The organism is Helicobacter cappadocius (genome assembly GCF_030688855.1).
Taxonomy (GTDB): Bacteria; Campylobacterota; Campylobacteria; order Campylobacterales; family Helicobacteraceae; genus Helicobacter_J; species Helicobacter_J cappadocius.
The window spans coordinates 61,280-84,832 of record NZ_JAUYZK010000002.1 but is presented as its reverse complement, the minus strand read 5'-3'; the positions used below and the strand labels follow the sequence as shown (position 1 = coordinate 84,832).

27 protein-coding genes are annotated in these 23,553 nt (G+C 33.5%); 14 read left to right on the top strand and 13 right to left on the bottom strand.

Going from position 1 to position 23,553, the window contains the following annotated elements; all coding sequences use genetic code 11:
- Positions 1 to 200: 200 nt before the first annotated feature.
- The 3 genes from rpsI to Q5I06_RS01725 form a co-directional block, all read right to left on the bottom strand.
- The gene (gene rpsI, locus Q5I06_RS01735; RefSeq protein WP_305516482.1) at positions 201 to 590 is read right to left on the bottom strand and encodes a 30S ribosomal protein S9; all 390 of its coding nucleotides are present in this window, start codon (positions 588 to 590) and stop codon (positions 201 to 203) included.
- A gap of 11 nt (positions 591 to 601) precedes the next feature.
- Entirely contained in the window at positions 602 to 1,027 is a 426-nt protein-coding gene (gene rplM / locus Q5I06_RS01730) for a 50S ribosomal protein L13 (RefSeq protein WP_305516481.1), read from the bottom strand.
- Between the two features lie 96 nt (positions 1,028 to 1,123).
- Positions 1,124 to 1,588 (bottom strand): hypothetical protein, encoded by a 465-nt coding sequence (locus Q5I06_RS01725; protein WP_305516480.1) that lies wholly within the window; start codon positions 1,586 to 1,588, stop codon positions 1,124 to 1,126.
- A gap of 140 nt (positions 1,589 to 1,728) precedes the next feature.
- Here Q5I06_RS01725 and Q5I06_RS01720 point away from each other — a divergent pair, with 140 nt between their 5' ends.
- Genes Q5I06_RS01720 through Q5I06_RS01710 form a run of 3 tightly spaced genes read left to right on the top strand, consistent with a single transcriptional unit; the run spans position 1,729 to position 4,141 of the window.
- Positions 1,729 to 2,664 carry a D-2-hydroxyacid dehydrogenase gene (locus tag Q5I06_RS01720; RefSeq protein WP_305516479.1) on the top strand — a complete coding sequence of 312 codons (936 nt, stop codon included), beginning with the start codon at positions 1,729 to 1,731 and terminating at the stop codon, positions 2,662 to 2,664.
- Positions 2,661 to 3,359, top strand: coding sequence for an ABC transporter ATP-binding protein (locus Q5I06_RS01715; protein ID WP_305516478.1), 699 nt, complete (start codon positions 2,661 to 2,663; stop codon positions 3,357 to 3,359). Before Q5I06_RS01720 ends, Q5I06_RS01715 begins: the two co-directional genes overlap by 4 nt.
- On the top strand, positions 3,356 to 4,141 hold the full coding sequence (locus Q5I06_RS01710) for a hypothetical protein (RefSeq protein WP_305516477.1): 786 nt from the start codon (positions 3,356 to 3,358) through the stop codon (positions 4,139 to 4,141). Before Q5I06_RS01715 ends, Q5I06_RS01710 begins: the two co-directional genes overlap by 4 nt.
- A gap of 1 nt (position 4,142) precedes the next feature.
- On the opposite strand, the gene Q5I06_RS01705 is transcribed toward Q5I06_RS01710, so the two are convergent.
- From Q5I06_RS01705 to msrP, 3 genes are all read right to left on the bottom strand, one after another.
- Positions 4,143 to 4,703 (bottom strand): bacteriohemerythrin, encoded by a 561-nt coding sequence (locus tag Q5I06_RS01705; protein WP_305516476.1) that lies wholly within the window; start codon positions 4,701 to 4,703, stop codon positions 4,143 to 4,145.
- A 107-nt stretch (positions 4,704 to 4,810) separates the two neighbouring features.
- Positions 4,811 to 6,157: an NADP-specific glutamate dehydrogenase gene (gdhA, locus tag Q5I06_RS01700; RefSeq protein ID WP_305516475.1), complete on the bottom strand. Its 1,347-nt coding sequence runs from the start codon at positions 6,155 to 6,157 to the stop codon at positions 4,811 to 4,813.
- 80 nt (positions 6,158 to 6,237) lie between these two features.
- Positions 6,238 to 7,230, bottom strand: a complete 993-nt coding sequence (msrP, locus tag Q5I06_RS01695) for a protein-methionine-sulfoxide reductase catalytic subunit MsrP (RefSeq protein ID WP_305516474.1) — start codon at positions 7,228 to 7,230, stop codon at positions 6,238 to 6,240.
- A 76-nt stretch (positions 7,231 to 7,306) separates the two neighbouring features.
- On the opposite strand from msrP, the gene prfB reads away from it, so the two are divergent.
- From prfB to hisH, 10 genes are all read left to right on the top strand, one after another.
- On the top strand, positions 7,307 to 8,401 hold the full coding sequence (gene prfB, locus Q5I06_RS01690; protein ID WP_305516473.1) for a peptide chain release factor 2: 1,095 nt from the start codon (positions 7,307 to 7,309) through the stop codon (positions 8,399 to 8,401).
- Between the two features lie 62 nt (positions 8,402 to 8,463).
- Positions 8,464 to 9,159: a chemotaxis protein gene (locus Q5I06_RS01685; protein WP_305520902.1), complete on the top strand. Its 696-nt coding sequence runs from the start codon at positions 8,464 to 8,466 to the stop codon at positions 9,157 to 9,159.
- Entirely contained in the window at positions 9,159 to 10,439 is a 1,281-nt protein-coding gene (locus Q5I06_RS01680; RefSeq protein WP_305516471.1) for a peptidase U32 family protein, read from the top strand. Before Q5I06_RS01685 ends, Q5I06_RS01680 begins: the two co-directional genes overlap by 1 nt.
- 10 nt (positions 10,440 to 10,449) lie before the next feature.
- A complete protein-coding gene (gene purE, locus Q5I06_RS01675) occupies positions 10,450 to 10,944 on the top strand; it encodes a 5-(carboxyamino)imidazole ribonucleotide mutase (RefSeq protein WP_305516470.1) in 495 nt (164 codons plus the stop codon).
- Positions 10,945 to 11,039: 95 nt separating this feature from the next.
- Positions 11,040 to 11,549, top strand: a complete 510-nt coding sequence (locus Q5I06_RS01670) for a DUF3972 domain-containing protein (RefSeq protein WP_305516469.1) — start codon at positions 11,040 to 11,042, stop codon at positions 11,547 to 11,549.
- Positions 11,524 to 12,429: a damage-control phosphatase ARMT1 family protein gene (locus Q5I06_RS01665; protein ID WP_370690905.1), complete on the top strand. Its 906-nt coding sequence runs from the start codon at positions 11,524 to 11,526 to the stop codon at positions 12,427 to 12,429. Before Q5I06_RS01670 ends, Q5I06_RS01665 begins: the two co-directional genes overlap by 26 nt.
- 63 nt (positions 12,430 to 12,492) lie before the next feature.
- A complete protein-coding gene (locus Q5I06_RS01660; protein WP_305516468.1) occupies positions 12,493 to 13,131 on the top strand; it encodes a hypothetical protein in 639 nt (212 codons plus the stop codon).
- 131 nt (positions 13,132 to 13,262) lie between these two features.
- A complete protein-coding gene (locus Q5I06_RS01655) occupies positions 13,263 to 15,668 on the top strand; it encodes a molybdopterin guanine dinucleotide-containing S/N-oxide reductase (protein WP_305516467.1) in 2,406 nt (801 codons plus the stop codon).
- A 1-nt stretch (position 15,669) separates the two neighbouring features.
- Positions 15,670 to 16,209, top strand: coding sequence for a hypothetical protein (locus tag Q5I06_RS01650; RefSeq protein ID WP_305516466.1), 540 nt, complete (start codon positions 15,670 to 15,672; stop codon positions 16,207 to 16,209).
- A gap of 90 nt (positions 16,210 to 16,299) precedes the next feature.
- On the top strand, positions 16,300 to 16,920 hold the full coding sequence (gene hisH / locus Q5I06_RS01645) for an imidazole glycerol phosphate synthase subunit HisH (RefSeq protein ID WP_305516465.1): 621 nt from the start codon (positions 16,300 to 16,302) through the stop codon (positions 16,918 to 16,920).
- 15 nt (positions 16,921 to 16,935) lie between these two features.
- On the opposite strand, the gene Q5I06_RS01640 is transcribed toward hisH, so the two are convergent.
- Genes Q5I06_RS01640 through lysA form a run of 3 tightly spaced genes read right to left on the bottom strand, consistent with a single transcriptional unit; the run spans position 16,936 to position 20,133 of the window.
- Complete coding sequence (locus Q5I06_RS01640) at positions 16,936 to 17,838, bottom strand: DUF2156 domain-containing protein (protein WP_305516464.1); 903 nt, start codon at positions 17,836 to 17,838, stop codon at positions 16,936 to 16,938.
- Positions 17,839 to 17,840: 2 nt separating this feature from the next.
- Entirely contained in the window at positions 17,841 to 18,911 is a 1,071-nt protein-coding gene (gene pheA, locus Q5I06_RS01635) for a prephenate dehydratase (protein WP_305516463.1), read from the bottom strand.
- On the bottom strand, positions 18,898 to 20,133 hold the full coding sequence (gene lysA, locus Q5I06_RS01630; protein WP_305516462.1) for a diaminopimelate decarboxylase: 1,236 nt from the start codon (positions 20,131 to 20,133) through the stop codon (positions 18,898 to 18,900). The genes pheA and lysA overlap by 14 nt, the downstream gene beginning before the upstream one ends.
- A gap of 86 nt (positions 20,134 to 20,219) precedes the next feature.
- Between lysA and Q5I06_RS01625 the strand changes: the two genes are divergently transcribed.
- Positions 20,220 to 20,609 carry a hypothetical protein gene (locus Q5I06_RS01625; protein WP_305516461.1) on the top strand — a complete coding sequence of 130 codons (390 nt, stop codon included), beginning with the start codon at positions 20,220 to 20,222 and terminating at the stop codon, positions 20,607 to 20,609.
- A 27-nt stretch (positions 20,610 to 20,636) separates the two neighbouring features.
- Here the strand turns inward: Q5I06_RS01625 and Q5I06_RS01620 are convergent, their stop codons facing one another.
- From Q5I06_RS01620 to Q5I06_RS01605, 4 genes are read right to left on the bottom strand one after another with little or no spacing between them, the layout of a single operon-like run.
- The gene (locus Q5I06_RS01620; RefSeq protein ID WP_305516460.1) at positions 20,637 to 21,206 is read right to left on the bottom strand and encodes a 2-oxoacid:acceptor oxidoreductase family protein; all 570 of its coding nucleotides are present in this window, start codon (positions 21,204 to 21,206) and stop codon (positions 20,637 to 20,639) included.
- Between the two features lie 2 nt (positions 21,207 to 21,208).
- Entirely contained in the window at positions 21,209 to 22,036 is an 828-nt protein-coding gene (locus Q5I06_RS01615) for a 2-oxoglutarate ferredoxin oxidoreductase subunit beta (RefSeq protein WP_305516459.1), read from the bottom strand.
- A 1-nt stretch (position 22,037) separates the two neighbouring features.
- Positions 22,038 to 23,165 (bottom strand): 2-oxoglutarate synthase subunit alpha, encoded by a 1,128-nt coding sequence (locus Q5I06_RS01610; RefSeq protein ID WP_305516458.1) that lies wholly within the window; start codon positions 23,163 to 23,165, stop codon positions 22,038 to 22,040.
- A gap of 16 nt (positions 23,166 to 23,181) precedes the next feature.
- Positions 23,182 to 23,496 carry a 4Fe-4S dicluster domain-containing protein gene (locus tag Q5I06_RS01605; protein ID WP_305516457.1) on the bottom strand — a complete coding sequence of 105 codons (315 nt, stop codon included), beginning with the start codon at positions 23,494 to 23,496 and terminating at the stop codon, positions 23,182 to 23,184.
- Positions 23,497 to 23,553 lie beyond the last annotated feature (57 nt).

The window sequence follows — 23,553 nt, the reverse complement described above, 5'->3', positions numbered from 1 at the left end:
AATTATAGCCTTATTCTATAATCAAGCGATTAAGAAACCTTACAATATTCAAAAACATTACCAAAAAACAAACAAAAACGAATAGAAAAATAAATTAAAAGAACAAAAATTGCCTGATAAATACTGAGGAGATTTTTAGGGGCTTGTGGTTAGAGGATAAAGATACAAAAGTCCTTTGCAAGACTCTTGTATCCAAAAAATTATCTTTTTGAGAATTGTGGGCTTCTTCTAGCTTTTTTCTTTCCATATTTTTTTCTTTCAACTACTCTTGAATCTCTTGTGAGCAAACCTTTGGGTTTTAAAATCGCTCTAAATGCTAAGTCATAAGCATTCAATGCCTTAGAAATTCCATGTCTTAATGCTTCTGCTTGAGCGGAATAGCCTCCTCCCAAAGTAACAGCTATAATATCCACAGACTTATCCTGTTTGGTAAGAATCAGGGGTTGCATCACTTTCATTTTGATAGCTTCATGTCCACCAAGCCAATCATTTAAAGTCTGATTATTGATAGTCATTTTTCCAGTTCCATTAGTAAGCCAAACTTTTGCTATTGCTGTTTTTCTCTTCCCTGTTGCATAAATTTTTGCCATTGATAATTCCTTTATTTACTTTTTGTAGTTTGGGCTGTATGAGGATGTTCGCTACCCTTATACACTTTTAGCTTCTTAATCATTGCTCTGCCTAATTTTGTCTTTGGTAACATGCCCCTAACAGCAAGATGATAAAGCTTTTCAGGAGACTTATCTAGCATTTCCTTAAGAGTTTTACTCTTGGTGCTTCCAAAATATCCTGAATGAGTAAAGTACTCTTTATCCTCAAGCTTCATTCCAGAAAATTTTACCTCAGTAGCATTGATGATAATAACAAAATCACCACAATCTACATTAGGAGTGTAGCAAGGCTTATGTTTGCCTCTCAAAATCGTAGCCACTTCTGTAATCAAACGACCAAATGTTTTATCTTTTGCATCTAAAACAACCCAATCACGTTTTATTTCGCTAATTTTAGCAGTTTTTGTTATGTCCATATTTGTTGCCTTTTATTAATCTATATAAATTTAAAACTTGGTATTCTATAGCTCAATATCTTATAAATAGCTTAATTTAAGAAATATTTTATATAATTATTGCCTAAATGTTCGCTCTTGATACTCTAACATCCGTTTATTTTCATTACTAATAATGTATTCCTCGTCATATGCTTTTTGAATAACCGAACGAATAATATCTCTTTGAGTTTCATAACCCTTATCTTTGAGAATATCAAGCACGATAGAATAAAACTGAATATCTTGAACAACAGCATTGAAAGCACGATCTCTATCTTGCATGTAGAGTTTTTCATCTCTTGCATAATCAGATACACAAATCACAATTCTATCAAAAATTTTTGAAGCCAAATTTGATGGTTTGACCATTTTAGAGATAATAATTCTAGCTTGTTCAAACTGAGCTTCTAAATTAGGTCTGCCCATATAAACAAGCACTGAAAGTACGAGCATTAATGTATCGATTTTTGGTCCAAGAGAACGAGTTTGCCATTTTATAAGAAGTTTTTGCAGATAAGTGAATTTTATTTTTTCTGTCATTGCCTTATCTCTACCTGTTCTATTATTGTTCTCCAAGATCTAGCGATAATAATGATTTTTTTGTTTGTTTGCACACAATTCCTTTTATAAAACTAACTATGCTATTATATAAAAATCCACGCCAAAATAGAGGAGAGAATATGAAAATAGTTATTTTAGATGCAAAAACACTAGGCGAGTGCGATTTAAGTCCAATAGAAAAATTTGGTGAGTTCAAAATCTACCAAACAACCACACCTGAAGAAACTCTCACAAGATCTCAAGATGCCGATATTATCTTGACAAATAAAGTCGTACTTGACGCTTCCGTATTACAAAAACTTCCTAAGCTCAAACTTATCTGCGTAACAGCCACTGGGACTAATATTATTGATATGAAAACAGCACAAGAAAAAGGTATCGTAGTCAAAAATGTTGCTGGATATTCCACAAATAGTGTTGCACAACATACTTTGACATTAGCATTAAATCTTCTTTCAAAATTAGATTATTATGATCACTATTGCAAAAGTGCTCAATGGTGCAAAAGCGATGTTTTTATGCACATCAATGGGGGTTTAAACGAGCTTGATGGAAAAAAATGGGGTATTATAGGGCTCGGTAGCATTGGCAAAAAAGTGGCGTCACTTGCAGGGGCTTTTGGTGCAAATATTAGTTATGCTTCCACAAGCGGAAAAAATCTCGATAAGACCTATCTCCAAAAACCTCTTAAAAATCTACTTGAAGAGAGTGATATTATCTCCATCCATGCACCTTTAAACGAAAATACTAAAAACCTCATCTGCAAAAAAGAACTTTCCTTACTCAAAGAAAATGCTATCCTTATTAATGTTGGTCGTGGCGGTATTGTAAATGAGTCTGACATAGCCATGACCTTACAGTCAAAAAATATATATTTTGCAACAGATGTACTAGAAAAAGAACCTATGGATAAAAATCATCCTTTCTTAAATCCATCAATTCAAGAGAAAATGATACTCACGCCACATATTGCTTGGGCATATGGAAATGCTAGAGAAACCTTGATTAAAATGGTGATTGAAAATATAAAAACTTTTGTGCAAGGAACTTTATGAACAATTCAAGTTTATTAAGCATACAACATCTCACAAAGAGCTACGTCGGAATTGAAACATTACATGATATCAATCTAGAACTTCCTGCAAATAAAATCATTGGTCTATTAGGTCCTAATGGTGCAGGAAAAACAACACTCATAAAAATATTAGCCAATCTTTTAAGTCAATATGATGGTAAAATCCTCATCGATGGTCACAAACTAGGGATTGAAAGCAAAAAAATTATTTCTTATCTACCTGATACAAGTTATTTGAATGAAAAATGGGAAGCTCGAAAAATTTTGGATTTTTTTGAAGATTTTTTTGAAGATTTTCAATACTCAAAATCATTAATGCTCCTAGAACAATTTCATATCCCCTTGGATAAATCTTTCAAATCTCTATCAAAAGGAACAAAAGAAAAACTACAACTCATAACAACTCTTTGTAGAAATGCGAAGCTTTATCTCTTTGACGAACCGATTGCAGGTGTGGATCCACTAGCTCGTCAAGAAATATTTGATTTGATCTTACAAAATCGCAATCCACAATCAAGTGTAATTATCTCTACGCACTTGGTATCTGATGTTGAAAAATATGTTGATATGTGTATTTTCATCAAAGAAGGTAGCATCATCAAATTCGGTGATACTAGCGAAGTCAGAAAAAACTACTCAAATTTAGAAGAAGCATTTAAGGGGAGTTTTAGATGAGAAAAATTTTCAAATATGATTTTTTAGACAATTATCTTGGAATTTTATTCATTGATATATTAGTGTGTCTCTCCATTTTAGGAATGGGGTTTTTTTCGCAAACTGAATATGCAAAATATTTTGCTTCAGATATTATAAATATGATCTGTTTCATCACTTTAATTGTGAGTGGTTTCCTGTGGTTTGCATTTATTATTCTGGCGGTTTTAGATTCTATCAACAAAAAAATGTTTTCCCTTCAGGGGTATCTAACTTTTTCTCTGCCTCTAAAAATCGATGAAATATTGATTCCAAAAATCCTTATTAATGTTTTTTGGATAGCTTTTAGCTCAATTTTACTAGCTATAACTCTATATATAAATACCTTTTGGAATCACTACGGAATGTTGGATATGTTTTTTAGACAATTTATCGCCGGGATTCTCTCTCATCCTTTTTGGACTTTTTTGGCATATGTAAATTTTTTGGTTTGGATAGCTCTATTTCTGGTCAAATTTTTACTTGTTCTTGGAATATTAAATATTGGCAAAATCAAAAAATACCGCCTAATGATAGGGATTTTAATATTCATAGCTTTGCAGATTATTTTAGAAATCATCAAAAATCAATTTTCGATTTTTGTGCCCAATCTTAGAGACTTTTATAACTCTATATTTGCAATGAATGATTCACTTCTTTATACACAAGGTTATGGAATACAAATCCTTATCAATACAATTGAATTGCTTGTAATATATGCAATAGCACGATATTTGATAAAAAATAAATTAGAATTAGAGTGAATCAATGTTTTAATCGAAGAATTTGTTTGCAAAATCGACAAATAAACTTTGCATTTTGGTGTTGTATTTTTTCATGAATATTGGGAGGAACTTCGTGAATCTTCCCTTTACAAGAACAGATGTATTCATATTTTTCTACAGAAATACCTAAATCCCTTTGGACAAACATCCTCTCTTTACAATAGCGTCTTATGAGCATATCTTCTTTGAGAATATGCTGCAAAAGCCACTCTTTAGCAATCACTCCGATTTTTTCTTTCAGATCATTTGCAGAATGAATCTCTTTGACACATTCAGAAAAATCAGCGATGATTTGACGATGAAGTCTTTTATGTTCATCTAGCCTAGGATAACCAATAGAAATCATATAATCTTCTTCATCTTTGAAGTGATCGCGCATATATTCAAAAAACTCTCTCAAAACTTCCTTGATCTCATCTTTTGATACAGAATGATTCACCATCAAATAGGCCTTCTGTGCCAAATCAAAAAGTTTTTTATGCTGCATGTCAATCATTTCATTATCAACACTATAACCCTCTTCCCATTTCGGAAGTAACAATACATTCTCCTCAAGTTTTTATTCTATATTATCAAGCATATCAAAAAAATAAAAAATAAAAAATAAAATGTATATTAAAATATATAAAATTTTACTTCATGTAAAATTTATACTCCCTGTTCTATCATCGCATCTGCAACTTTTCTAAACCCTGCTATATTCGAACCCAAAACAAGATTAGTAGGATCTCCAAATTCTTTAGCAGTTTCAGAGGATTTCACAAAGATGTTTTCCATAATAGAACGCAAATGATTATCTACACTTTCAAAATCCCATGAATGCATACTCGCATTTTGTGCCATTTCAAGTCCGCTCACAGCTACTCCTCCAGCATTTGCTGCTTTGCCCGGTCCATAGCATATCTTAGATTTCAAAAATAAATCAATAGCTTCAAGAGTAGATGGCATATTTGCACCTTCACTTACACACTTGCAACCATTTTGTAAAAGATTTTTCGCATCACAAAGATTGAGTTCGTTTTCTGTAGCACTTGGAAATGCAGCAAAACAAGGAATGTTCCATACTGCATTCGTCCCTTCTTTGTAATCACTGATTTTTATGTATTTACATTTGGGCTTTATTTTTGCATATTCCTCCAAACTTTCTCTTTTGTATTCTTTAATTTCTTTCAACAAACCTAAATCAATTCCATTTTCATCATAAATCATTCCTTTAGAATCACTTGCAGTTACTGGTTTTGCTCCCAATTGATAGAGTTTTTCTATAGTATATATAGCCACATTTCCACTCCCTGATACAGTGCAAGTTTTTCCACTAAGTGATTCCCCTCTCTCTTTGAGCATCTCTTGTGCAAAATATACACAACCATAACCGGTAGCTTCAGGTCTAGCTAAACTTCCTCCCCAATTTAACCCCTTACCAGTGAGTACTCCATCAAATCGATTTGTTATTTTTTTGTACTGGCCAAAAAGATAGCCAATTTCTCTAGCCCCTACCCCAATATCTCCAGCAGGAACATCAGTATGTGCCCCAATATGACGATACAACTCATTCATAAAAGCTTGGCAAAACCTCATAACTTCAGCATCACTTTTTCCTTTTGGATCAAAATTGCTCCCACCTTTTCCACCACCTAAAGAAAGTGTAGTAAGCGAATTCTTAAGAACCTGTTCAAAACCTAAAAATTTGATAATTCCGATATTCACACTAGGATGAAATCTAAGTCCTCCCTTATATGGACCTATAGCCGAGTTAAATTCTACTCGATACCCTGTATTGACTTGAATTTCTCCCCTATCATTTACCCAATCCACACGAAAAATAATCTCTCTATCAGGTATAATCATCCTCTCCAAAATAGCATAATCTTGATATTTTTTATGCTTTGCAATAGCTGGAGCCAAAGAAATAAGAACTTCTTGCACTGCCTGATGAAACTCTCGTTGATCTGGATAATTCACTTTTATTTGCTTGATTATATCCTCCACATACATCACATCTACCTTTTATTGAAATTTTAATATGATTTGATTGTATCGCAACAAAAGCAAAATGAATCAAAGGGTTTTGAAAGTCAATAATTTTTTTTCATATCCATTCCTGCATACATCTTTGCAACCTCTTGTTCATACCCGTTAAACGGCTTTGTAGCTATTTTATTAAATGAAAAACCATCTCCTATGAAGCGTTCATTTGCTTGAGACCATCTAGGATGCGGGACATCAGGATTAACATTTGCATAAAAACCATATTCAGAACTATCTAGCTTATTCCAAGTAGAAATTGGCATTTTTTCAACCAAAGTGATTCTGGAAATAGACTTTATATTTTTAAAACCATATTTCCACGGAACTACTAGCCTTAGCGGAGCACCATTTTGATTGGGCAACACTTTGCCATACATTCCCACTGTAAGCATAGTTAAAGGATTTTTTGCTTCATCTAATCTCAAACCCTCTTTATAGGGAAACTTTATATAAGCAGCTATGGAAGGGTTTTTTACTGCAGGCATACTATCTTGTACCACAGTTTCAAACAAAACAAATTTAGCATTACTTTTAGGTCTAACAAAATCTATCAAATCCCCTAGTTGAAAGCCAAGCCAAGGAATATTCATACTCCAAGCTTCCACGCAACGAAAATGATATATTCTCTCTTGGAGTTTAAATCTTTTTAAAATATCTTCTAGTGATATTTTGATAGGTTTTTGCACCTCACCGTCAATAACCACATCCCAAGGGCTTGTTTTTAGAACTCTTGCACGATTAAATGGATCATCTTTTTGCATTCCAAATTCATAAAAATTATTATAAGTAGTAGCTTTTTGATATGGCGTAAGTGGATATTGGATAAATCTTGAATCCACATCATAAAAATATTTATTTTTATCAATTTCTATTGTTTTTGTAGTTTGATTTATTTCAGCATCTAAAATATCTACACCAAATACGCTTCCTAGTCCTAAAACCCCCATTTTTTTAAGTAGATTTCTACGTTCATTGTAAATATCTTCTGATGTAACTAGATTCTCTTTTATCTCATAAGATTTTTTTATTCTCAACAACATCACATTTCCTACTAAATTTTATTTTTAATGATACATTGTTTTTGTACAATTACATCAAATCATTCAAAGGGCAACAATGGATTCTTATGAATATGGCGAACTGTTAAAAGAACTCAAGAATAAATGTGAAAATATCGCCAAAATTATCAAACCCGAAAGTCTCCAAAAAAGACTTGAAGAAATAGTTCAGATGCAACAAGATCAAGATTTTTGGAATGATTCAAAAAAGGCAGGGGAAATCAGTAAAGAAAAAGTAAAAATTGAACGCATACTTAAAACTTACGACAATGCAAAAAAATCTATTGATGATTCTAGTGAATTGTTTTCTTTAGTCTCTTCTGATAATGATCCTTCAACACTAGAGCTTTTGTTTGAAGAAGCTCCTGAGCTAGATTCAAGAATTAAAAAAGTAGAAATAGAGGTAATGTTAAGTGGAGAAAATGATAATACAAATGCAATTGTTACAATACAACCTGGTGCTGGGGGAACCGAAAGTCAGGATTGGGGAAGTATTCTTTATCGAATGTATTTAAGATGGGCTGAACGTAGAGGATTTAAAACAGAAATTTTAGATTATCAAGATGGGGAAGAGGCAGGTATCAAAGGAGTCGCTTTTCTTATTAAAGGCGAAAATGCTTATGGATATATGAAAAGTGAAAATGGTGTTCATCGATTGGTGCGGATATCCCCTTTTGATGCAAATGCAAAACGACATACAAGTTTTGCAAGCGTACAAGTGAGTCCTGAAGTTGATGATGATATTGACATTGTTATTGAAGAAAAAGATATAAGAATAGACACTTATCGTGCAAGTGGTGCAGGTGGTCAGCATGTAAACAAAACAGAATCTGCTATTAGAATCACTCATCTTCCTAGCGGAATTGTCGTGCAATGTCAAAATGATCGCAGTCAGCACAAAAATAAAGCTACTGCATTAAAAATGCTCAAATCTAAACTTTATGAACTTGAACTTGAAAAACAAAATTCTTCAAACACCACAGGAGAAGAAAAAAGTGAAATTGGATGGGGACATCAGATTAGAAGTTATGTTTTAGCACCTTATCAACAAGTCAAAGACGCCAGAAGCAACATTGCTTATAGTAATGTTGAAGCAATACTTGATGGGGATATTGATGATATAATAGAAGGTGTTCTAATATCAAAAGCTTAAAATTAATCTAAAATATATCAAAAAAAATTTATAATAATAAGGTTAAATCTCAAGGAGAACCAATGACTCAAGAAGAACTAGATGCTCTGATAATGTCAGGTGAAGCTGATTTGGATGTAAAAGAAACTCCCAAAAAAGAATCTCAAAAAAATGAAGAGTCCCAAGAAGAATTCACTGCCGGATTTATTGATCCTAACAATTACAAGGTTGAAGCAGGAAAAAAATGGCCTCCTCCTCCAACAGACGATCATAAAGTCGTGCATCAATTAGATGATGTCACAAAAGATTCAGAGGCAAAGGCAACTGAAATTTTTGATCAACTTGATAATATAAGTTCTAGTGCTGAAAAAATTATAAAGTCATCAAAAGAAATCAAAAAGTATTTTGAAAAACATCAAGAAATTTTTGAAAAATTGTCTGAAAAATTTCCACAAATTGAAGCTTTCAGCAACTCGCTAGAAGAATCTAAGCAAATAGCAGCTATCTTAAAGGATATTTCAAATGATGCAAATGACTCTTTAGATGCCTCTATGCAGGCTATGGATATTATGCAATTTCAAGATATCCATAGGCAAAAAATCGAACGCGTTATCAATGTAATGAGAGCTTTAGCTCAATATATGAATTCATTATTTGAAGGCAAGATCGATGATTCTAAACGTGTCAGTTCTGCAGTCTTTATCGCTGGAGATAACAAAGAAGATATGGCTAGTGAAGATGATATTGAAGCATTAATTGCATCATTTGGCAAAAAATAATGAGTCACAACTCTTCAAAAAAGGTTCAACTACTCTCTCCAGCAGGTAATCTAACTAAACTAAAGATTGCTATTGATTATGGTGCAGACGCTGTTTATGGTGGCGTAAGCCATTTTTCCTTACGCAATCGTGCTGGAAAAGATTTTAATTTAGAGAGCTTCAAAGAAGGTATTGATTACGCACATTCTAGAGGTAAAAAAGTATTTGTAACCATCAATGGCTTTCCCTTCAACTCTCAACTCAAACTACTTGAAAATCACATCGCCAAAATGGCCGATTTGTCTCCTGATGCATTCATTGTGGCAGCACCAGGTGTGGTTAGATTAAGCAAAAAAATTGCTCCTACAATTCCGATACACCTATCCACTCAAGCAAATGTTCTAAATGTATTAGATGCGGAAGTTTTCTACGAAATGGGTGTAAAAAGAATTGTTGCAGCAAGGGAACTCAGCCTCAAAGATGCCATTGAAATAAAAAAATATATTCCTGATCTTGAACTAGAAATCTTTGTGCATGGGAGTATGTGTTTTGCATTTTCAGGTAGGTGTTTGATATCTGCACTTCAAAATGGTCGCGTCCCAAACAGAGGAAGTTGTGCTAATGATTGTCGATTTGACTATGAATATTATGTAAAAAACCCAGATAGTGGTGTGATGATGAGACTTGAAGAGGAAGAAGGAGTTGGAACGCATATTTTTAACTCAAAAGATCTTAATCTTGCTAGTTATGTTAAGGAAATCCTTGATTGTGGTGCTATTGATGCACTAAAAATAGAAGGAAGAACTAAATCAACCTATTATGCAGGACTTACTGCTAGAACTTATAAAATGGCTATTGAGGATTATTACAAGGGTATTTATAGACCTGAATTTTATCAAGAAGAACTCCACACTCTAAAAAATCGTGGTTTTACAGATGGTTATCTCATCAGACGACCTCATGAGAGACTTGACACTCAAAACCATTTCAGTGCTATCAGTGAAGGAAGCTATCAGGTCAATGGAGAAGTGGGTGAAAACGGTAAGTATTTTTTGTGTAAGTACACGACCAAAACAGGTTGTCCATATGAAATTGTAGCCCCAAGAAATGTTGAGATAAAGTGTATTGATAATGAAATCGGAAAAATTTATCAAGAAAATGAAAAATTTTATCTGATTTTGAATAAAATCATTTTGGAGAATAATAAAGAGCTTCCAGAAATACATAGTGGAAATGTTAATCCCGTTCTACTTCCTGAGATATTACCTCCATATACGTTTTTGAGAACTAAAACAAACTAGAGGAGTTTAAATGGATTTCATATCAGTTGTAATGGGAAGCAAAAGTGATTGGAACATCATGAATGAATGTATTGAGGTATTTAAGAAATTTGATGTGAAGTTTGAGGTTATCATCAGTTCTGCACACAGAAGTCCCAATCGAACCAAAGATTATGTAAAAGAGGCTGAAAAAAAAGGTGCTCAAGTCTTTATTGCTGCAGCGGGTATGGCAGCACATCTTGCCGGGGCAATTGCATCTCAAACTTGTAAGCCAGTCATTGGAGTACCTCTCAGTGGAGGAGCTTTAGATGGGATAGATGCTCTCCTATCCACAGTTCAAATGCCTGCAGGAATGCCTGTAGGAACACTTGCTATTGGTAAGGCAGGGGCTATTAATGCAGCTTATATGGCAATGCAGATATTGAGTCTAAAAAATGGAAACTTAGGTACAAAGCTTATAAAAGATAGATTAGATAAAGCAAAAAAGCTCGAGCTTGATTCTAAGGAAATTGAAATTTTGTTATAGAGCTTTATTTTCTTAAATTTTTAATGATTTGTTTTTTATTGCTTATTTTGAAAATTTATGCGAAAATTGCTCAACCTTATCTTAGAAAGGTATAAATGGAAAATAAAACATCTACAAATCCAACTTGGTTGAGTCTAAAGGAATTTGTCAAACTCTCAGGAATTGAAGAAAAAAAAGTTTTGGAACTAATAGATGAAGGTAGCATTATTAGCAAAACTCATAATGATACTCTTTTTGTAGATGTCTCAAGTGGTGCACAAACCATTGTGAAAAGCGTTGAAAATAATCTTGTATCTGCTGATATGAGCGGAAATTCTTTAGATCCTATATTTGTAGAAAAAACTATTAATACCATATTAGGACTCCACGATAAAGTTATCAGTGCAAAAGATGAAACTATCGGGGCATTTAAAAATGAAAATATCTTTCTAAAAGATGCTCTAATCTCAATGCAAGAGGTTTATGATGATGATAAAAAAACAATAGACACTATGAGAAACGAACTTCAAAAAGCTAGAGAAGAAATCGAATTTATGAAAAGAAAATATCGCCTGATGTGGGGCAAGGTTTCTGGATTAGGTGGAGGTAATCGACGTGAAGATTGAGAAAAAATGTCTCTTATGTTTAGCAAATCAATGCAATCAAACAATGGAGATCACTTTTCAGCCTAAAGAAATTGCAAATAGAGCAAAACAAGCTATCGAATCTTTGATACAATCTTTACCCTATGAAAATGTTCCTCCTCCTAAAATTGCTATAGATATTTATAAAAAAATTGCTTCTATTACTTCTACAGACGATATTTATCAACATATTAAAACAGAGTGCATTCAAAAAGCAAGAATTATAGTTGATGATATCTTATGTAAAAAACCCATTTTCAAAACACCTGAAGAAGAATTACAATGGGCTATTAAAATTTCTGCACTTGGGAATATTATTGATTATGGAAGTGCGACAAAATTTAGTATTAAAAATGAAGTGTTTAATATATCTAAACTTGATTTTGCAGTTTTTGATCTAAAAGATTTTTACAAAAAAATACAAAATTCAAAAACATTGCTATATCTTGCAGACAATGCAGGTGAAAATATATTCGACGAAGTGCTTATATCTACCATAAAATCTATCTATCCACATATAAAAATAACTTATCTCACCAGAGGAGCACCCATTATTAATGACATCACACTTAATGACATGAATACACATTTGGAGTGTAAAAAAATCTTCGATTTTTGCGAAGTTGCAGATAGCGGAGTCAAAAGTCCTGGTTTTATCTATGAAGATGCCAATCCTGCAGCTCAACAATCATTCAATCAAGCAGATATAATTCTTGCCAAAGGAATGGGGAATTTTGAATGTTTGGAAAATATTCCTGATTCTAGAATATTTTTATTATTCAAAATTAAATGTGAAGTGGTCTCAAATCATCTAAAAATCGCATTAGGGAAGATGATGTTCAAACAAAATTCTGAAAAATAAATATTTATTTTTATTTACACTTCATCAATCAAATGTTAAAATACAAAATTTAAAAGGTTCTGAATGAAAAAAATTATTTTGAATTTAATAATGCTCTTTGTAAGCTTTGATTTTATATATGCTACGAACAACTCTACGGAAAATAATAAAAGTATTACTACAGAAACAATAGTTCCTAGCAAAGATGCTGAAGATACAAATTTAGATACCCCTCAAATAACTTCAAAGAAAGAGGACGCTCAAGAGAAAGCTTCGAATACAAAACAATCCAAATGGGGCTATAATATTTGGGGTCCTATGGGTATTTTGAAGATGATTGATTTTGGAAAAAATAATCAAGATTTTGCTAAAAATGGAATTCTTGAAGTTACCGTGATGGCAGGTCCTACTTATGAAATGATAAAAGATCTAAAAATTGGAGCAAATATTGGCATAGGTGCACAATTTGACATCAACAAAGTTTCTTATGTGTTTCCAATAGAAGCAAATCTACTCTATGATTTTAATAAAGAATATTCTATTTTTGGCGGAATAGATTATAGTTATGGTGGTCTAACAAACGATATTAGTATCTATGCTGGAACTAATCTAATGGGTTATTCACTGCGTATAGGATATATTCCTTATGCTTTCAGTAATTTTAATTCTTCAAGGCTAACGGGCTCTGGATTCTATTTTAGTTTTGCTGGACTTTTTTTCTAGGTTTTGAGTCTAAATACAGATTAAACATTCAAAATTTCACACTATATATTTATTTATACAACCATTTTTTGTTTTTTTTAAATAACGGGTGGCTATAATTTCTAGTATCTTACAAGATAAAAGGAGATTTTATGGCCATTTCAAGAAGAAATATGCTTAAGGGGACTGCAGGAGTTGCTTCTTTGAGTGTTTTGGGTTCATCCCCACTAGGTGCAGTAGGAGTATTTAAAAAAACAGAAATGATTCCACATGCGACCCATTTTGGACCCTTTATTGCAAAAGTTGAAGATGGGATAATGAAAGATGTTATTTCTCAAAAAACCGATGCCAATCCCTCTATTATGGTTAAAGGAATGATTGATAGAGTCTATTCAGATACAAGAGTAAAATATCCTTGTGTTAGAAAAAGTTATCTAGAGGGGAAAAAAAATAACAGAGAAAAACGTGGAAAAGAAGAGTTTGTCCGCGTTAGCTGGGATGTAGCACTTGATCTTGTAGCAAAAAAACTAAAAGAAATTCCTCGTGAAAATATTTATAATGGAAGTTATGGAGGCTGGGGGCATGTGGGAAGACTTCATAATTCAAATATTGTTGCAGGAAGATTTTTTAACACAACTCTTGGAGGTGCAGTTGGAACAGATGGTGAATACAGCAATGGAGCTGCTGGAAGAGTAAATCCCACCATCATGGGAGATATGGAAGTATATTCTTTGCAGACTTCACATGAAGAGATGATTGCCAATTGCAAGGTTTATGTACTTTGGGGGACTGACTTATATAAATGCAACAAAATCGACTATGTTGTGCCAAATCACGTAAATGACATCTACTATCCCAAATACAAAAAAGCTGGAATAAAATTCATTTCTATTGATCCTATCTATACTGAAACAGCCCAAATGTTTGATGCAGATTGGATTAAAATCAGACCCAATACAGATGTTGCCCTGATGCTTGGCATGATGTATTATCTATATACATCTGGAAAATATGATAAGAAATTTATCGAAAAATATACAGATGGTTTTGATAAATTTATTCCTTATGTTTTAGGAAAAGGCGAAGATAATATTCCAAAAACACCTGAATGGGCAGAAAAAATAACAGAAGTTCCTGCAAATAAAATTAAGGAACTTGCTGATCTTTTTGTTTCTACGCGAACTTTTTTGGCGGGTAATTGGGCTATGCAAAGAGCTCAACATGGAGAACAAGCAGACTGGGCTCTCATAACTCTCGCTAGTATGATAGGTCAAGTTGGACTTCCTGGAGGAGGATTTGGTTTTTCTATGCACTACTCTGGTGGAGGACAAGCAAACTCTGGCTATAGAACCACACCTGGTCTTTCTCAGGGAAGAAATAGGGTTGAAACTTCTATACCTGCTTCTAGGGTATCAGAGGCAATTTTAAATCCCGGAAAAGAAATCAACTTCAAGGGTAGAAAAATAAAACTTCCAAAAATTGATATGGTTTATGTATGCGGTGCTTCTCTACTAGGACATCATCCAAATACAAATGAGCTTATTGAAGCATTAAGAAAGGTTGATACTGTTGTTGTTCATGAACCTTGGTGGACACCTCTAGCAAAAATGGCTGACATTATATTCCCATCTACTTGCACACTTGAAAGAGATGATATTACTTCTGGAGGGACTTATTCTAGAAATGTAATTTATGCTATGAAAAAAGTGATAGAACCTATATATGAGTCAAAAGATGACTTTGAAATTTTTAGACTTCTTGCCAACAGACTTGGAGGAGAAAAGGTTGAAAGACGTTATACAGGTGGTAAAACTTATATGGAATGGATTAAGGGTTTTTATGAAAAAAGTGATGGACCTGTATTTAAAGAATTTGATAAATTTTGGAAAGATGGTTTTGTAGAGTTTGATATTCCAGAAGAAGCTAGAAAATATGTTAGACATGCGGAATTTAGAGCTGATCCCATAGAAAACAAACTAGCAACAGAAAGTGGCAAAATTCAAATATATTCAGAAAAATTTGCCTCTTACAACCTCCCTGATTTTAAAGGTCATCCCACTTGGTTTGAACCTGCTGAATGGCTAGGAGGCAAGGAAGCAAAAAAATATCCTTTCCATTTGGTATCTCCACACCCAAGATACAGAGTTCATTCGCAACTTGATAATACTTGGATTCGAGACATATATAAAATACAAGGACGCGAACCCGTGATGATAAATGACAAAGATGCTCAAAAACTTGGTATTAAACACGGCGAAGTTGTCGAAGTATTTAACGATCGAGGAAGAGTTTTGGTTGGAGCATTTGTAACTCCAAACATTAGAACGGGTGTTGTAGCTATCCAAGAAGGTGCTTGGTATGATCCTGAAGACAGACAAGCAAAAAAACCTAGATGCAATGCAGGACATGTGAATGTTCTCACATCTTCACGTCCTACTAGTGAAATGGCACAAGCAATCTCTGCAAATACAGCACTTGTCAATGTGAGAAAACTAGACAAGAATGAAGTGGTTACGCCTTATAAATCAACATCAGTACCTGATATCATAGGAGCATAAAATGAAAAAAATCACGATTTTATTTTTTATATTTTTTGGTGTTTTAGCATCTGCAGAAACGCTTTATGTAATGGACAACACCGACGCATATGACAAAGACGGAAAAACCATAATAGGAACAATTGTTAGAGGAACTCCGGGAGAAAAAATTGGAGAAGCGAATGGGAAAATTATTATTAAAGTCACGGGCTATTTAAAACCCAATGATACAGCAACCTTATATGGGACAAAAAATCTTGAATTGCCATTTATCAAACTAAAAAATATTAAGATAGACTCTAACACTCTTGAAGTTTCTCTTCCAAAAAACGAACTCACTCCAAATCAAGCTGATGCATGGGCAGATGCAGAATTTTTATATTATGATACCTGCTCAATGTGTCATGCTGCACACGCCCCCAAAGAACACAATATGATGGAGTGGGATGGATTATTCACCACGATGAGGGCATTTGCAATGCCTACCGATAAGGATGCAGATATTATTATCCAATATCTCAAGGCACATGCAACCGATGGATATGCGACTGATGATGAGTGATTTTATTATCTTTTATTTGGCTAATTCTAATTCTTTAGCCAAATAAACTCTCTACAAGGTATAATACTTAGAAAAAATCGAAGTAAAAAAATGCAAATAGCTATTTTAAACTACAATATTGGAAATCTAGCAAGTGTCAAAAATGCTCTTGAAAATACCTCAATCAAAAATCTCCGTGTTGATATTCAAGATAATCCTGATAAGCTACTAAATTATGACAAAATTATTCTACCAGGAGTAGGAGCGTTTGGAGATGCAATTTCTTGTTTTGAAAATTCGGGATTAAAAGAATCTTTTATTGATTTTATCAAAAGTGGCAAATATGTATTAGGTATTTGTTTGGGAATGCAACTTCTGTTTGAAAAAAGTTTTGAATTTGGAGAACATAAAGGACTTGGACTCATCAGAGGCGAAGTGATTAAATTTAACCCACAATCCCAACTAAAAATTCCCCATATGGGTTGGAATACTTGTAGATTAAAAAATAATAACCACCCTTTATTTAAAAACATAAAAGATGATGTCTATTTATATTTTGTGCACAGCTATCATGTTACTTGCAAAGACTCCAAGGACATTATAGGAACTTCTGAATATGGATATATCTTTCCTTCTATCATAGCTAAAGAAAATATACTAGGTATGCAACCACATCCTGAAAAATCCCATCAAGAAGGTCTAAAAATATTAGAAAATTTTTTAATGTTGTAGATTTTAATCTCTGACTTATTTGTCAAATATAGCCTCAAATTTTTCAACCAAAAATACAGGATTATAACTCATCTTTGCTCTTCTTAAGCCTTCTATGCCCAAATCTTCTTCCCTATTTGCATATACAAAAGAATTAAATTCATTCAATAAAAGTTGTTGATTAATGATTTGATAAGCTCCGTGATAATCAGAATCTGCCTTTTCAATATGAATGACTACCATCTCCGAATTAATGACTTCACCAAAGCTAAAAGCAACAATATCGCTACCCACGCTCACAAAACCACCCTTAAGCCCAAGCAACTCATAATCGCTCAATGCATTAATAATGCCAATATTTTCATTCTTTAATCCCTGGCTGACTTCCCCTTGCAATTGGGAAAACCATTTTTTCCACACAGATAAAACCTTATTTTTATTAGTAGCGTCAATACTTTGATAAGTAAAATCAGGATAATTTTGTAAGAATTGATTGAGATGGTTCTTTTTTTTATGATACTTTCTCCCTGAAAGTTCAATTAATTCTTTAATGCTATAGATATAATCACTTCTATCTCGATTAGATTTGAAAGTAAATTGTCCATCAAAATATTTCTGAAGAACTTGTAAGGACATTGATTCCAAAGAATGAAATTCAAGTTTTTCTCCTCTTTCCTCACAATCTTTTATAAGCTCTTTGATACATTCAATTTTATCTTTTTCATCTCCTGCAATTGGATAAAAATAAAAAGGCTTCTCTCCGACATAGCAAGTGCGAATAACCAAACACTTCCCTATAATACTAAAACTTATCTCTCTAGCTTTATGCCATATATAGAGATTCCCAAAACTAATGTCAGAAAGATAAAAAAAATCCTTGCTTAAATAAGAATCAAACAATGCCTTATCTTCTAAAGAGATTTTTTTATATTCAATCATTTTTAACCTTCCATCTTGACATAGCTACCCAGCCATTTGAGTTCATTTTTTCGTAATTCGAAAAGTTTTTTAATATGCTCATCATCCTTATGTCCATCAAAATCAATATAAAACCCAAAACTAAAATCGGTTTTAGTTTTTATCGGTCTTGAGTCAATCTTAGTAAGATTAATACCCATTTTTGCAAAATCCCTCAGCAATTCAAGCAATGTCCCAGATTTATCAAAATCATTCAGATTGGCAAATACAGAGGTTCTATCCTTGCCACTAGCTTGATTAGAAAAATCACTAATAATTACAAAACGAGTTTTATTTTCATTAGAATCTTCAATATTATCAAACATAATGGGTAAATGATACAATTTTCCTGCAATTCTTGAGCAAATGGCTGCAGAATTTTTATCTTCTTTGGCAAGTTGTGCTGCCCTAGCCGTAGAATCTACAGGCACTCGATCCACCTCTCCTAGCTGATGGGATTCAATAAATTTATTACACTGTCCAAAAGCAATATCTTTAGAATAAATTCGTTTGATATCTTTAATATGTTCACAGTCACTTGCAAAGCTATGATGAATAGGAAGAATAATCTCAGCAATAATTTTAAGATCTGAATTTGCTAATAAATCTATTGTATCTCCCACCATTCCATTAGTATTATTTTCAATTGGTATCACTCCATATTTTGCACGTTTGAGTTCAACGGCTTTAAAAACAGAGTGAATATTTGTCATTGCTAGATATTCACTCATAGCCCCAAATCTTTCTTCTGCAGCCTGGTGAGTATAACTTCCTAATGGCCCCAAATAAGCCACCTTTTCTGGAAGTTCTAAATTCCTTGAAATTGCAAAAATTTCTTGATAAATTGCTTCAATGGCTTTATAGTTAAGATGAATAGATTCCTTTGATGCCAAACGTTCAATGATTTGTTTTTCACGTTCTGGTTTATAAATACTAGATTTTGATTTTATTTTATCTCTTCCAATATCTGAAACAATATCCATTCTTTTATTTAGAAGTTCAAATATAGCATCATCAATAGCGTCAATCTGTGCTCTTTTTTCACTCAAATCCATTCATATCTCCCTTTAAAATTCTCAACTCATCAGCAACCATATTTTCAAATTTTTCACGTCTTTTTAAGATTCTATCCTTGCCATTTTCAAGCCCTACCTCTGCGGGTCTTCTTCGCGTATTATAGTTACTTGCCATACTATAGCCATATGCTCCTGCATTCTCAAAAACAATCAAATCACCTGGCGATAATGGCGGAAGTAAAACATCTTTTGCCAAATAATCACCACTTTCACAAATAGGTCCTACAACATCGGCTATGCTTTGCTTTGTATTGTCAAGTTTGTCTTTAGAATAAACACTAAGTTTATGAATAGCCCCATAAAGACTTGGGCGTATCAAATCGTTCATTGCTCCATCAATAATAATAAAACGTTTTTTATCGGTATATTTCTCATACAAAACCTTGGTAACCAAAAAACCACTCTCGCCAACAATATATCTACCAGGTTCGCAAATTACTGTAAAATCTAATCCCTTCAAAGCATTTAATATAGCCTGTGCATAATCATAAAGCTTGATAGTTTTTTCATCTTCATAAACAATTCCAATCCCCCCGCCAACATCAAAAAATTTCAAATCTATTTTTAAAGCAAGAAGAGAACGAGCAAATTCGACAATCTTTTGTGCGGCAACAGATATTGGTTCTAAATCACTAAGTTGCGAACCTAGATGAAAATGAATCCCTATAGGATCTAAAAAAGAAGATTTTTTTGCATAAAGATAAAGTCTTGAGGCAGTTTGCGTATCAACTCCAAACTTATTTTCATGCAAACCTGTTGAAATATAAGGATGAGTTTTTGCATCTATATTAGGATTGACACGAATAGAAATTCTTGCGGTCTTCCCCATTCCTTGTGCAATACTCTCAACACGTTGGAGTTCTTGCTCAGATTCTACATTGATAAACAATATATCAAGCTCTAAAGCTTCTGTAATTTCCTCATCACTCTTCCCTACACCACTAAATATAATTTTATATTTTTTAATTCCTGCCAAAATCGCACGTCTAACCTCTCCAATAGAAACACAATCTGCACCACTATCAAGTTTAGCAAGAGTATTGATAAGGCTCAAATTAGAATTTGCCTTCAATGCATAACAAATCAAACTCTTTCTACCACTAAAAGCTTCCTTAAAATTCAAAAATTGATTTTTTACTTTATCTAAATCATACACATATAAGGGTGTTTTATACTTATCTGAGAGTGTTAAAAAATCCATTTTTTTATTCCCTTAACAAAAAATTAAAAATAAAAAGGCTACAATTGTAACCGAACAAATTCAGTAATGTTAATAAATGAGGAAAAATGAACCCAAATGCTTTTTTTATTGTTATCTCTTTTGTAGTCGTGCTAGGGGTATTCCTCATTACGCTTTTGAGTGTTTTAAGAAAAAAACAAAACCCTACCCTCAAAAGCCAAAAAAAAACTATTGATTTCCAAACTGTTATGCTTCTTTTAGAATCGAAATACAGCACCATCAAGGATATTGAGAGAGCTTCGAGATATTTTTTCGACAATTATACAAAATGGAATCTCAATAAATCTCAAAAACAAAACTTTTTATTTGTTTTATGCCTACACCAAAATACGACTTCAAAAATGATACTGCAAGCTCAAGAACAACTTTCAAAACTCAATCCTGATATGAAAAAAGATTTTGAAAGAATTGTAAAAAAAGCCATTGATCTAAGATAGTTCCTAGATCAACTTCTGAGATAAACCTCAAGAATTTGCAGCTCCTAATTTTAGTGCTTCTAAAGCGTACTTTTCTCCTAAATCAAAAGCCTTTTTATTTAACTCAACGACCTTTTGAGGAACTTTGCTAATCATTGTATTGAAAACCAAATCCCTATCAACACATTTAGTAAAAGTAACAGTCACCGCAAGAGCCACAACCGATTGCGTTACGACATTTCCAACTTCTTCTTTTGCAATAGTGATAATTGGAATTTTATAAATCTGGTATTTTTGAAAGTCTTCGGCTGTAGGATAAACTAAATTAGGCTCGATCACAACAAGAGCACCATTTTTTAAACCACCTTTAAACTGATTGTAGCTGACTTGGGCTGTGGATAACATAAAGTCTATCTCTCCCTCATTTGCATAAGGATAGAGAATTTCTTGAGAATCAAGCAAGATATCAACCTTAGTTGGTCCTCCTCTAACTTGGCTGGTATAAGTAGAGGCCTGGATACCATACCCACCTGCCACAATTCTAGATTCTGCAAGTATCTCTCCAGCAAGTAAGACTCCCTGTCCGCCCACACCTGTAAATCTTAACTGGGCTTCCATGCCTAATGCCCTCCTTTTTCTTGTGCTTTTTTAATAACTTCTTTATATGCTTGAGTATATTCTGTCTTACTTGTATCGTGTTTTAAAATTCCTGTTGGAAATTTTCCTATTTTTTCTTCTTCACTAAGCTCATCGTATTTTCTTTTTGAGAGAATTCTAGAATCCATCCAGTTAAGAACCTGAACTGCTTCACCCATTTTATTTTTCCTACCCAAATTGATATGACAATTGCTGTGAATATCAAAAAAACTAAACCCTTCGTGTTTAAATCCTTCAGTAAAAACTTTTTCTATTTTTTTCGGATCCAAAACACTCTCTCTAGCTACAAAAGTTGCTCCTGCTGCATCTGCTAACCTGCAAGGATCAAAATTATTATCAATATTCCCATACTGAGCAGTTACCGTCCACATTCCTTGTGGTGTAGTAGGTGATGTTTGAGAATTTGTCAAACCATAGATAAAATTATTTACAAGTACGAAATTAATATCAATATTTCTTCTACAAGCATGAATAGTATGATTCCCTCCTATAGCCAGAGCATCACCATCACCAGAAACAACAATAACATGTTTATCGGGATTTGCCATCTTAATGCCTGTTGCATATGCTACAGCTCGTCCATGTGTTGTATGTACGGTATTGCAATTCACATAAGAACTCATTCTTCCACTGCACCCAATTCCACTCACCAAACAAACATCATTCATATCCCAACCAATAGCATCAATAGCACGAATGATTGATTTCAAAATGACGCCATCTCCACATCCCCAACACCAAAGTGTGGGCATTTTTTCTACTCTTAGGTATTCATCGTAATTAAATGCCATTTTAAAGCTCCTTTATCTTAGAGATGATTTGGCTAGGCGAAATACTTCGACCATTTGCTTGTCCCATAAAATGCACTTTTCTATGCAATATTCTCTCGATTTCTTCAACATACTGACCCTTATTTAACTCAATTACCAAAATTTTTTCAAATTTTTCCCCTAAAGCTTTGATTTGCTTCTCTGGGCTAGGCCAAATTGTTATAGGCCGAAAGAGTCCCACTTTTTTACCATTTTGTTTTTTCAGCTCTATCATCGCTTCTTTTACCGCCAAAGAAACTGATCCATAAGCAATAATAGCAATCTCAGCACCGTCTAAATCAAGTTCTTCATTTTTGGTTATCGTATCTATTCTGGAGTCAATTTTTCCAAATAATCTATCAATCAATGCTTGTCCCATCTTGGCATCTTCGGTTGGAAATCCAATAGGTCCATGATGAAGACCTGTTATATGATAACGATAACCTTTAAAAAATGGATTTAAAACAGCAGGATCGTTTTGAGAAACCCCATAAGGTTGATAATCTTTTGGATCACCATCAAATCTTTTTCTATTAATAATGGTTTTTTGAATATCTTCTAAATCTGGGATCATTGTCTTACCATACATGTGGCCAATTGTTTCATCCATCATCAAAAATACTGGGGTCATCAATTCTTCGGCTAGATTAAAAGCCCTGAAAGCCTCTGTATAAGATTCTGCCAAATTACCTGGTGCCAAAGCCACTGCTTTAAAATCGCCATGTGTTGGGTGTTTTAAAAATGAAATATCACCCTGTGCTACACGCGTAGGCATACCAGTAGAAGGACCTGATCGCATAACATCAGCAATAACAAGAGGTATCTCTGCCATAAACCCTAAACCGATTTGCTCTACTTTCAGAGAAATACCCGGTCCAGAGCTTCCTGTCATTGATTTGACGCCACTCATACTTGCACCCAAAGATACTGAAATACCACTGATTTCATCCTCCATTTGGATAAAATGCCCACCATATTTAGGGAGCAAAACACTCATTTGATGCATAATATCTGAAGAAGGTGTGATAGGATACCCGCCATAAAATCTACAACCTGCATCTATTGCAGCCATTGCTACTAATTCATTTCCACCAGAAATAACTTCTCGCATATCTTCCCTTTATTTTTTAATCAAGCAACATAAAGCTATTTGCTTTAACTTTTTCAGCTCTTTCTTGAGCTTCTTGTGATACCTTTGCAAATTTAAACTCTTTTCGATCTGCCACATAAATGGCAAAATCAGGGCAATGCAACTCACAATCAAGACATCCAATGCAACTCTCTGGATGTCTCACCTTAACAATCTTTCCTAATACTTTATTTGCATCCATTTTCATACCAAGCACTCCTGCAGGGCACAAAGAGACACAAATATCACAGCCCTTACAACGATTTTCATTCACCCATACAGGGGAATCTTTAGGTGCGGCCATATTAGACATTCTCTCTCCTTTGATTCTTTAGTTGATATATTCCTAACTTGTTAGCTCTAGCTCAAT

Bases quoted from the DNA above. Each gene is read 5' to 3' on its own strand.
- rpsI (WP_305516482.1), bottom strand. From the start codon at position 590: ATGGCAAAAATTTATGCAACAGGGAAGAGAAAAACAGCAATAGCAAAA.
- rplM (WP_305516481.1), bottom strand. From the start codon at position 1,027: ATGGACATAACAAAAACTGCTAAAATTAGCGAAATAAAACGTGATTGG.
- Q5I06_RS01725 (WP_305516480.1), bottom strand. From the start codon at position 1,588: ATGACAGAAAAAATAAAATTCACTTATCTGCAAAAACTTCTTATAAAA.
- Q5I06_RS01720 (WP_305516479.1), top strand. From the start codon at position 1,729: ATGAAAATAGTTATTTTAGATGCAAAAACACTAGGCGAGTGCGATTTA.
- Q5I06_RS01715 (WP_305516478.1), top strand. From the start codon at position 2,661: ATGAACAATTCAAGTTTATTAAGCATACAACATCTCACAAAGAGCTAC.
- Q5I06_RS01710 (WP_305516477.1), top strand. From the start codon at position 3,356: ATGAGAAAAATTTTCAAATATGATTTTTTAGACAATTATCTTGGAATT.
- gdhA (WP_305516475.1), bottom strand. From the start codon at position 6,157: ATGTATGTGGAGGATATAATCAAGCAAATAAAAGTGAATTATCCAGAT.
- msrP (WP_305516474.1), bottom strand. From the start codon at position 7,230: ATGTTGTTGAGAATAAAAAAATCTTATGAGATAAAAGAGAATCTAGTT.
- prfB (WP_305516473.1), top strand. From the start codon at position 7,307: ATGGATTCTTATGAATATGGCGAACTGTTAAAAGAACTCAAGAATAAA.
- Q5I06_RS01685 (WP_305520902.1), top strand. From the start codon at position 8,464: ATGACTCAAGAAGAACTAGATGCTCTGATAATGTCAGGTGAAGCTGAT.
- Q5I06_RS01680 (WP_305516471.1), top strand. From the start codon at position 9,159: ATGAGTCACAACTCTTCAAAAAAGGTTCAACTACTCTCTCCAGCAGGT.
- purE (WP_305516470.1), top strand. From the start codon at position 10,450: ATGGATTTCATATCAGTTGTAATGGGAAGCAAAAGTGATTGGAACATC.
- Q5I06_RS01670 (WP_305516469.1), top strand. From the start codon at position 11,040: ATGGAAAATAAAACATCTACAAATCCAACTTGGTTGAGTCTAAAGGAA.
- Q5I06_RS01660 (WP_305516468.1), top strand. From the start codon at position 12,493: ATGAAAAAAATTATTTTGAATTTAATAATGCTCTTTGTAAGCTTTGAT.
- Q5I06_RS01655 (WP_305516467.1), top strand. From the start codon at position 13,263: ATGGCCATTTCAAGAAGAAATATGCTTAAGGGGACTGCAGGAGTTGCT.
- Q5I06_RS01650 (WP_305516466.1), top strand. From the start codon at position 15,670: ATGAAAAAAATCACGATTTTATTTTTTATATTTTTTGGTGTTTTAGCA.
- hisH (WP_305516465.1), top strand. From the start codon at position 16,300: ATGCAAATAGCTATTTTAAACTACAATATTGGAAATCTAGCAAGTGTC.
- Q5I06_RS01640 (WP_305516464.1), bottom strand. From the start codon at position 17,838: ATGATTGAATATAAAAAAATCTCTTTAGAAGATAAGGCATTGTTTGAT.
- pheA (WP_305516463.1), bottom strand. From the start codon at position 18,911: ATGGATTTGAGTGAAAAAAGAGCACAGATTGACGCTATTGATGATGCT.
- lysA (WP_305516462.1), bottom strand. From the start codon at position 20,133: ATGGATTTTTTAACACTCTCAGATAAGTATAAAACACCCTTATATGTG.
- Q5I06_RS01625 (WP_305516461.1), top strand. From the start codon at position 20,220: ATGAACCCAAATGCTTTTTTTATTGTTATCTCTTTTGTAGTCGTGCTA.
- Q5I06_RS01620 (WP_305516460.1), bottom strand. From the start codon at position 21,206: ATGGAAGCCCAGTTAAGATTTACAGGTGTGGGCGGACAGGGAGTCTTA.
- Q5I06_RS01615 (WP_305516459.1), bottom strand. From the start codon at position 22,036: ATGGCATTTAATTACGATGAATACCTAAGAGTAGAAAAAATGCCCACA.
- Q5I06_RS01610 (WP_305516458.1), bottom strand. From the start codon at position 23,165: ATGCGAGAAGTTATTTCTGGTGGAAATGAATTAGTAGCAATGGCTGCA.
- Q5I06_RS01605 (WP_305516457.1), bottom strand. From the start codon at position 23,496: ATGTCTAATATGGCCGCACCTAAAGATTCCCCTGTATGGGTGAATGAA.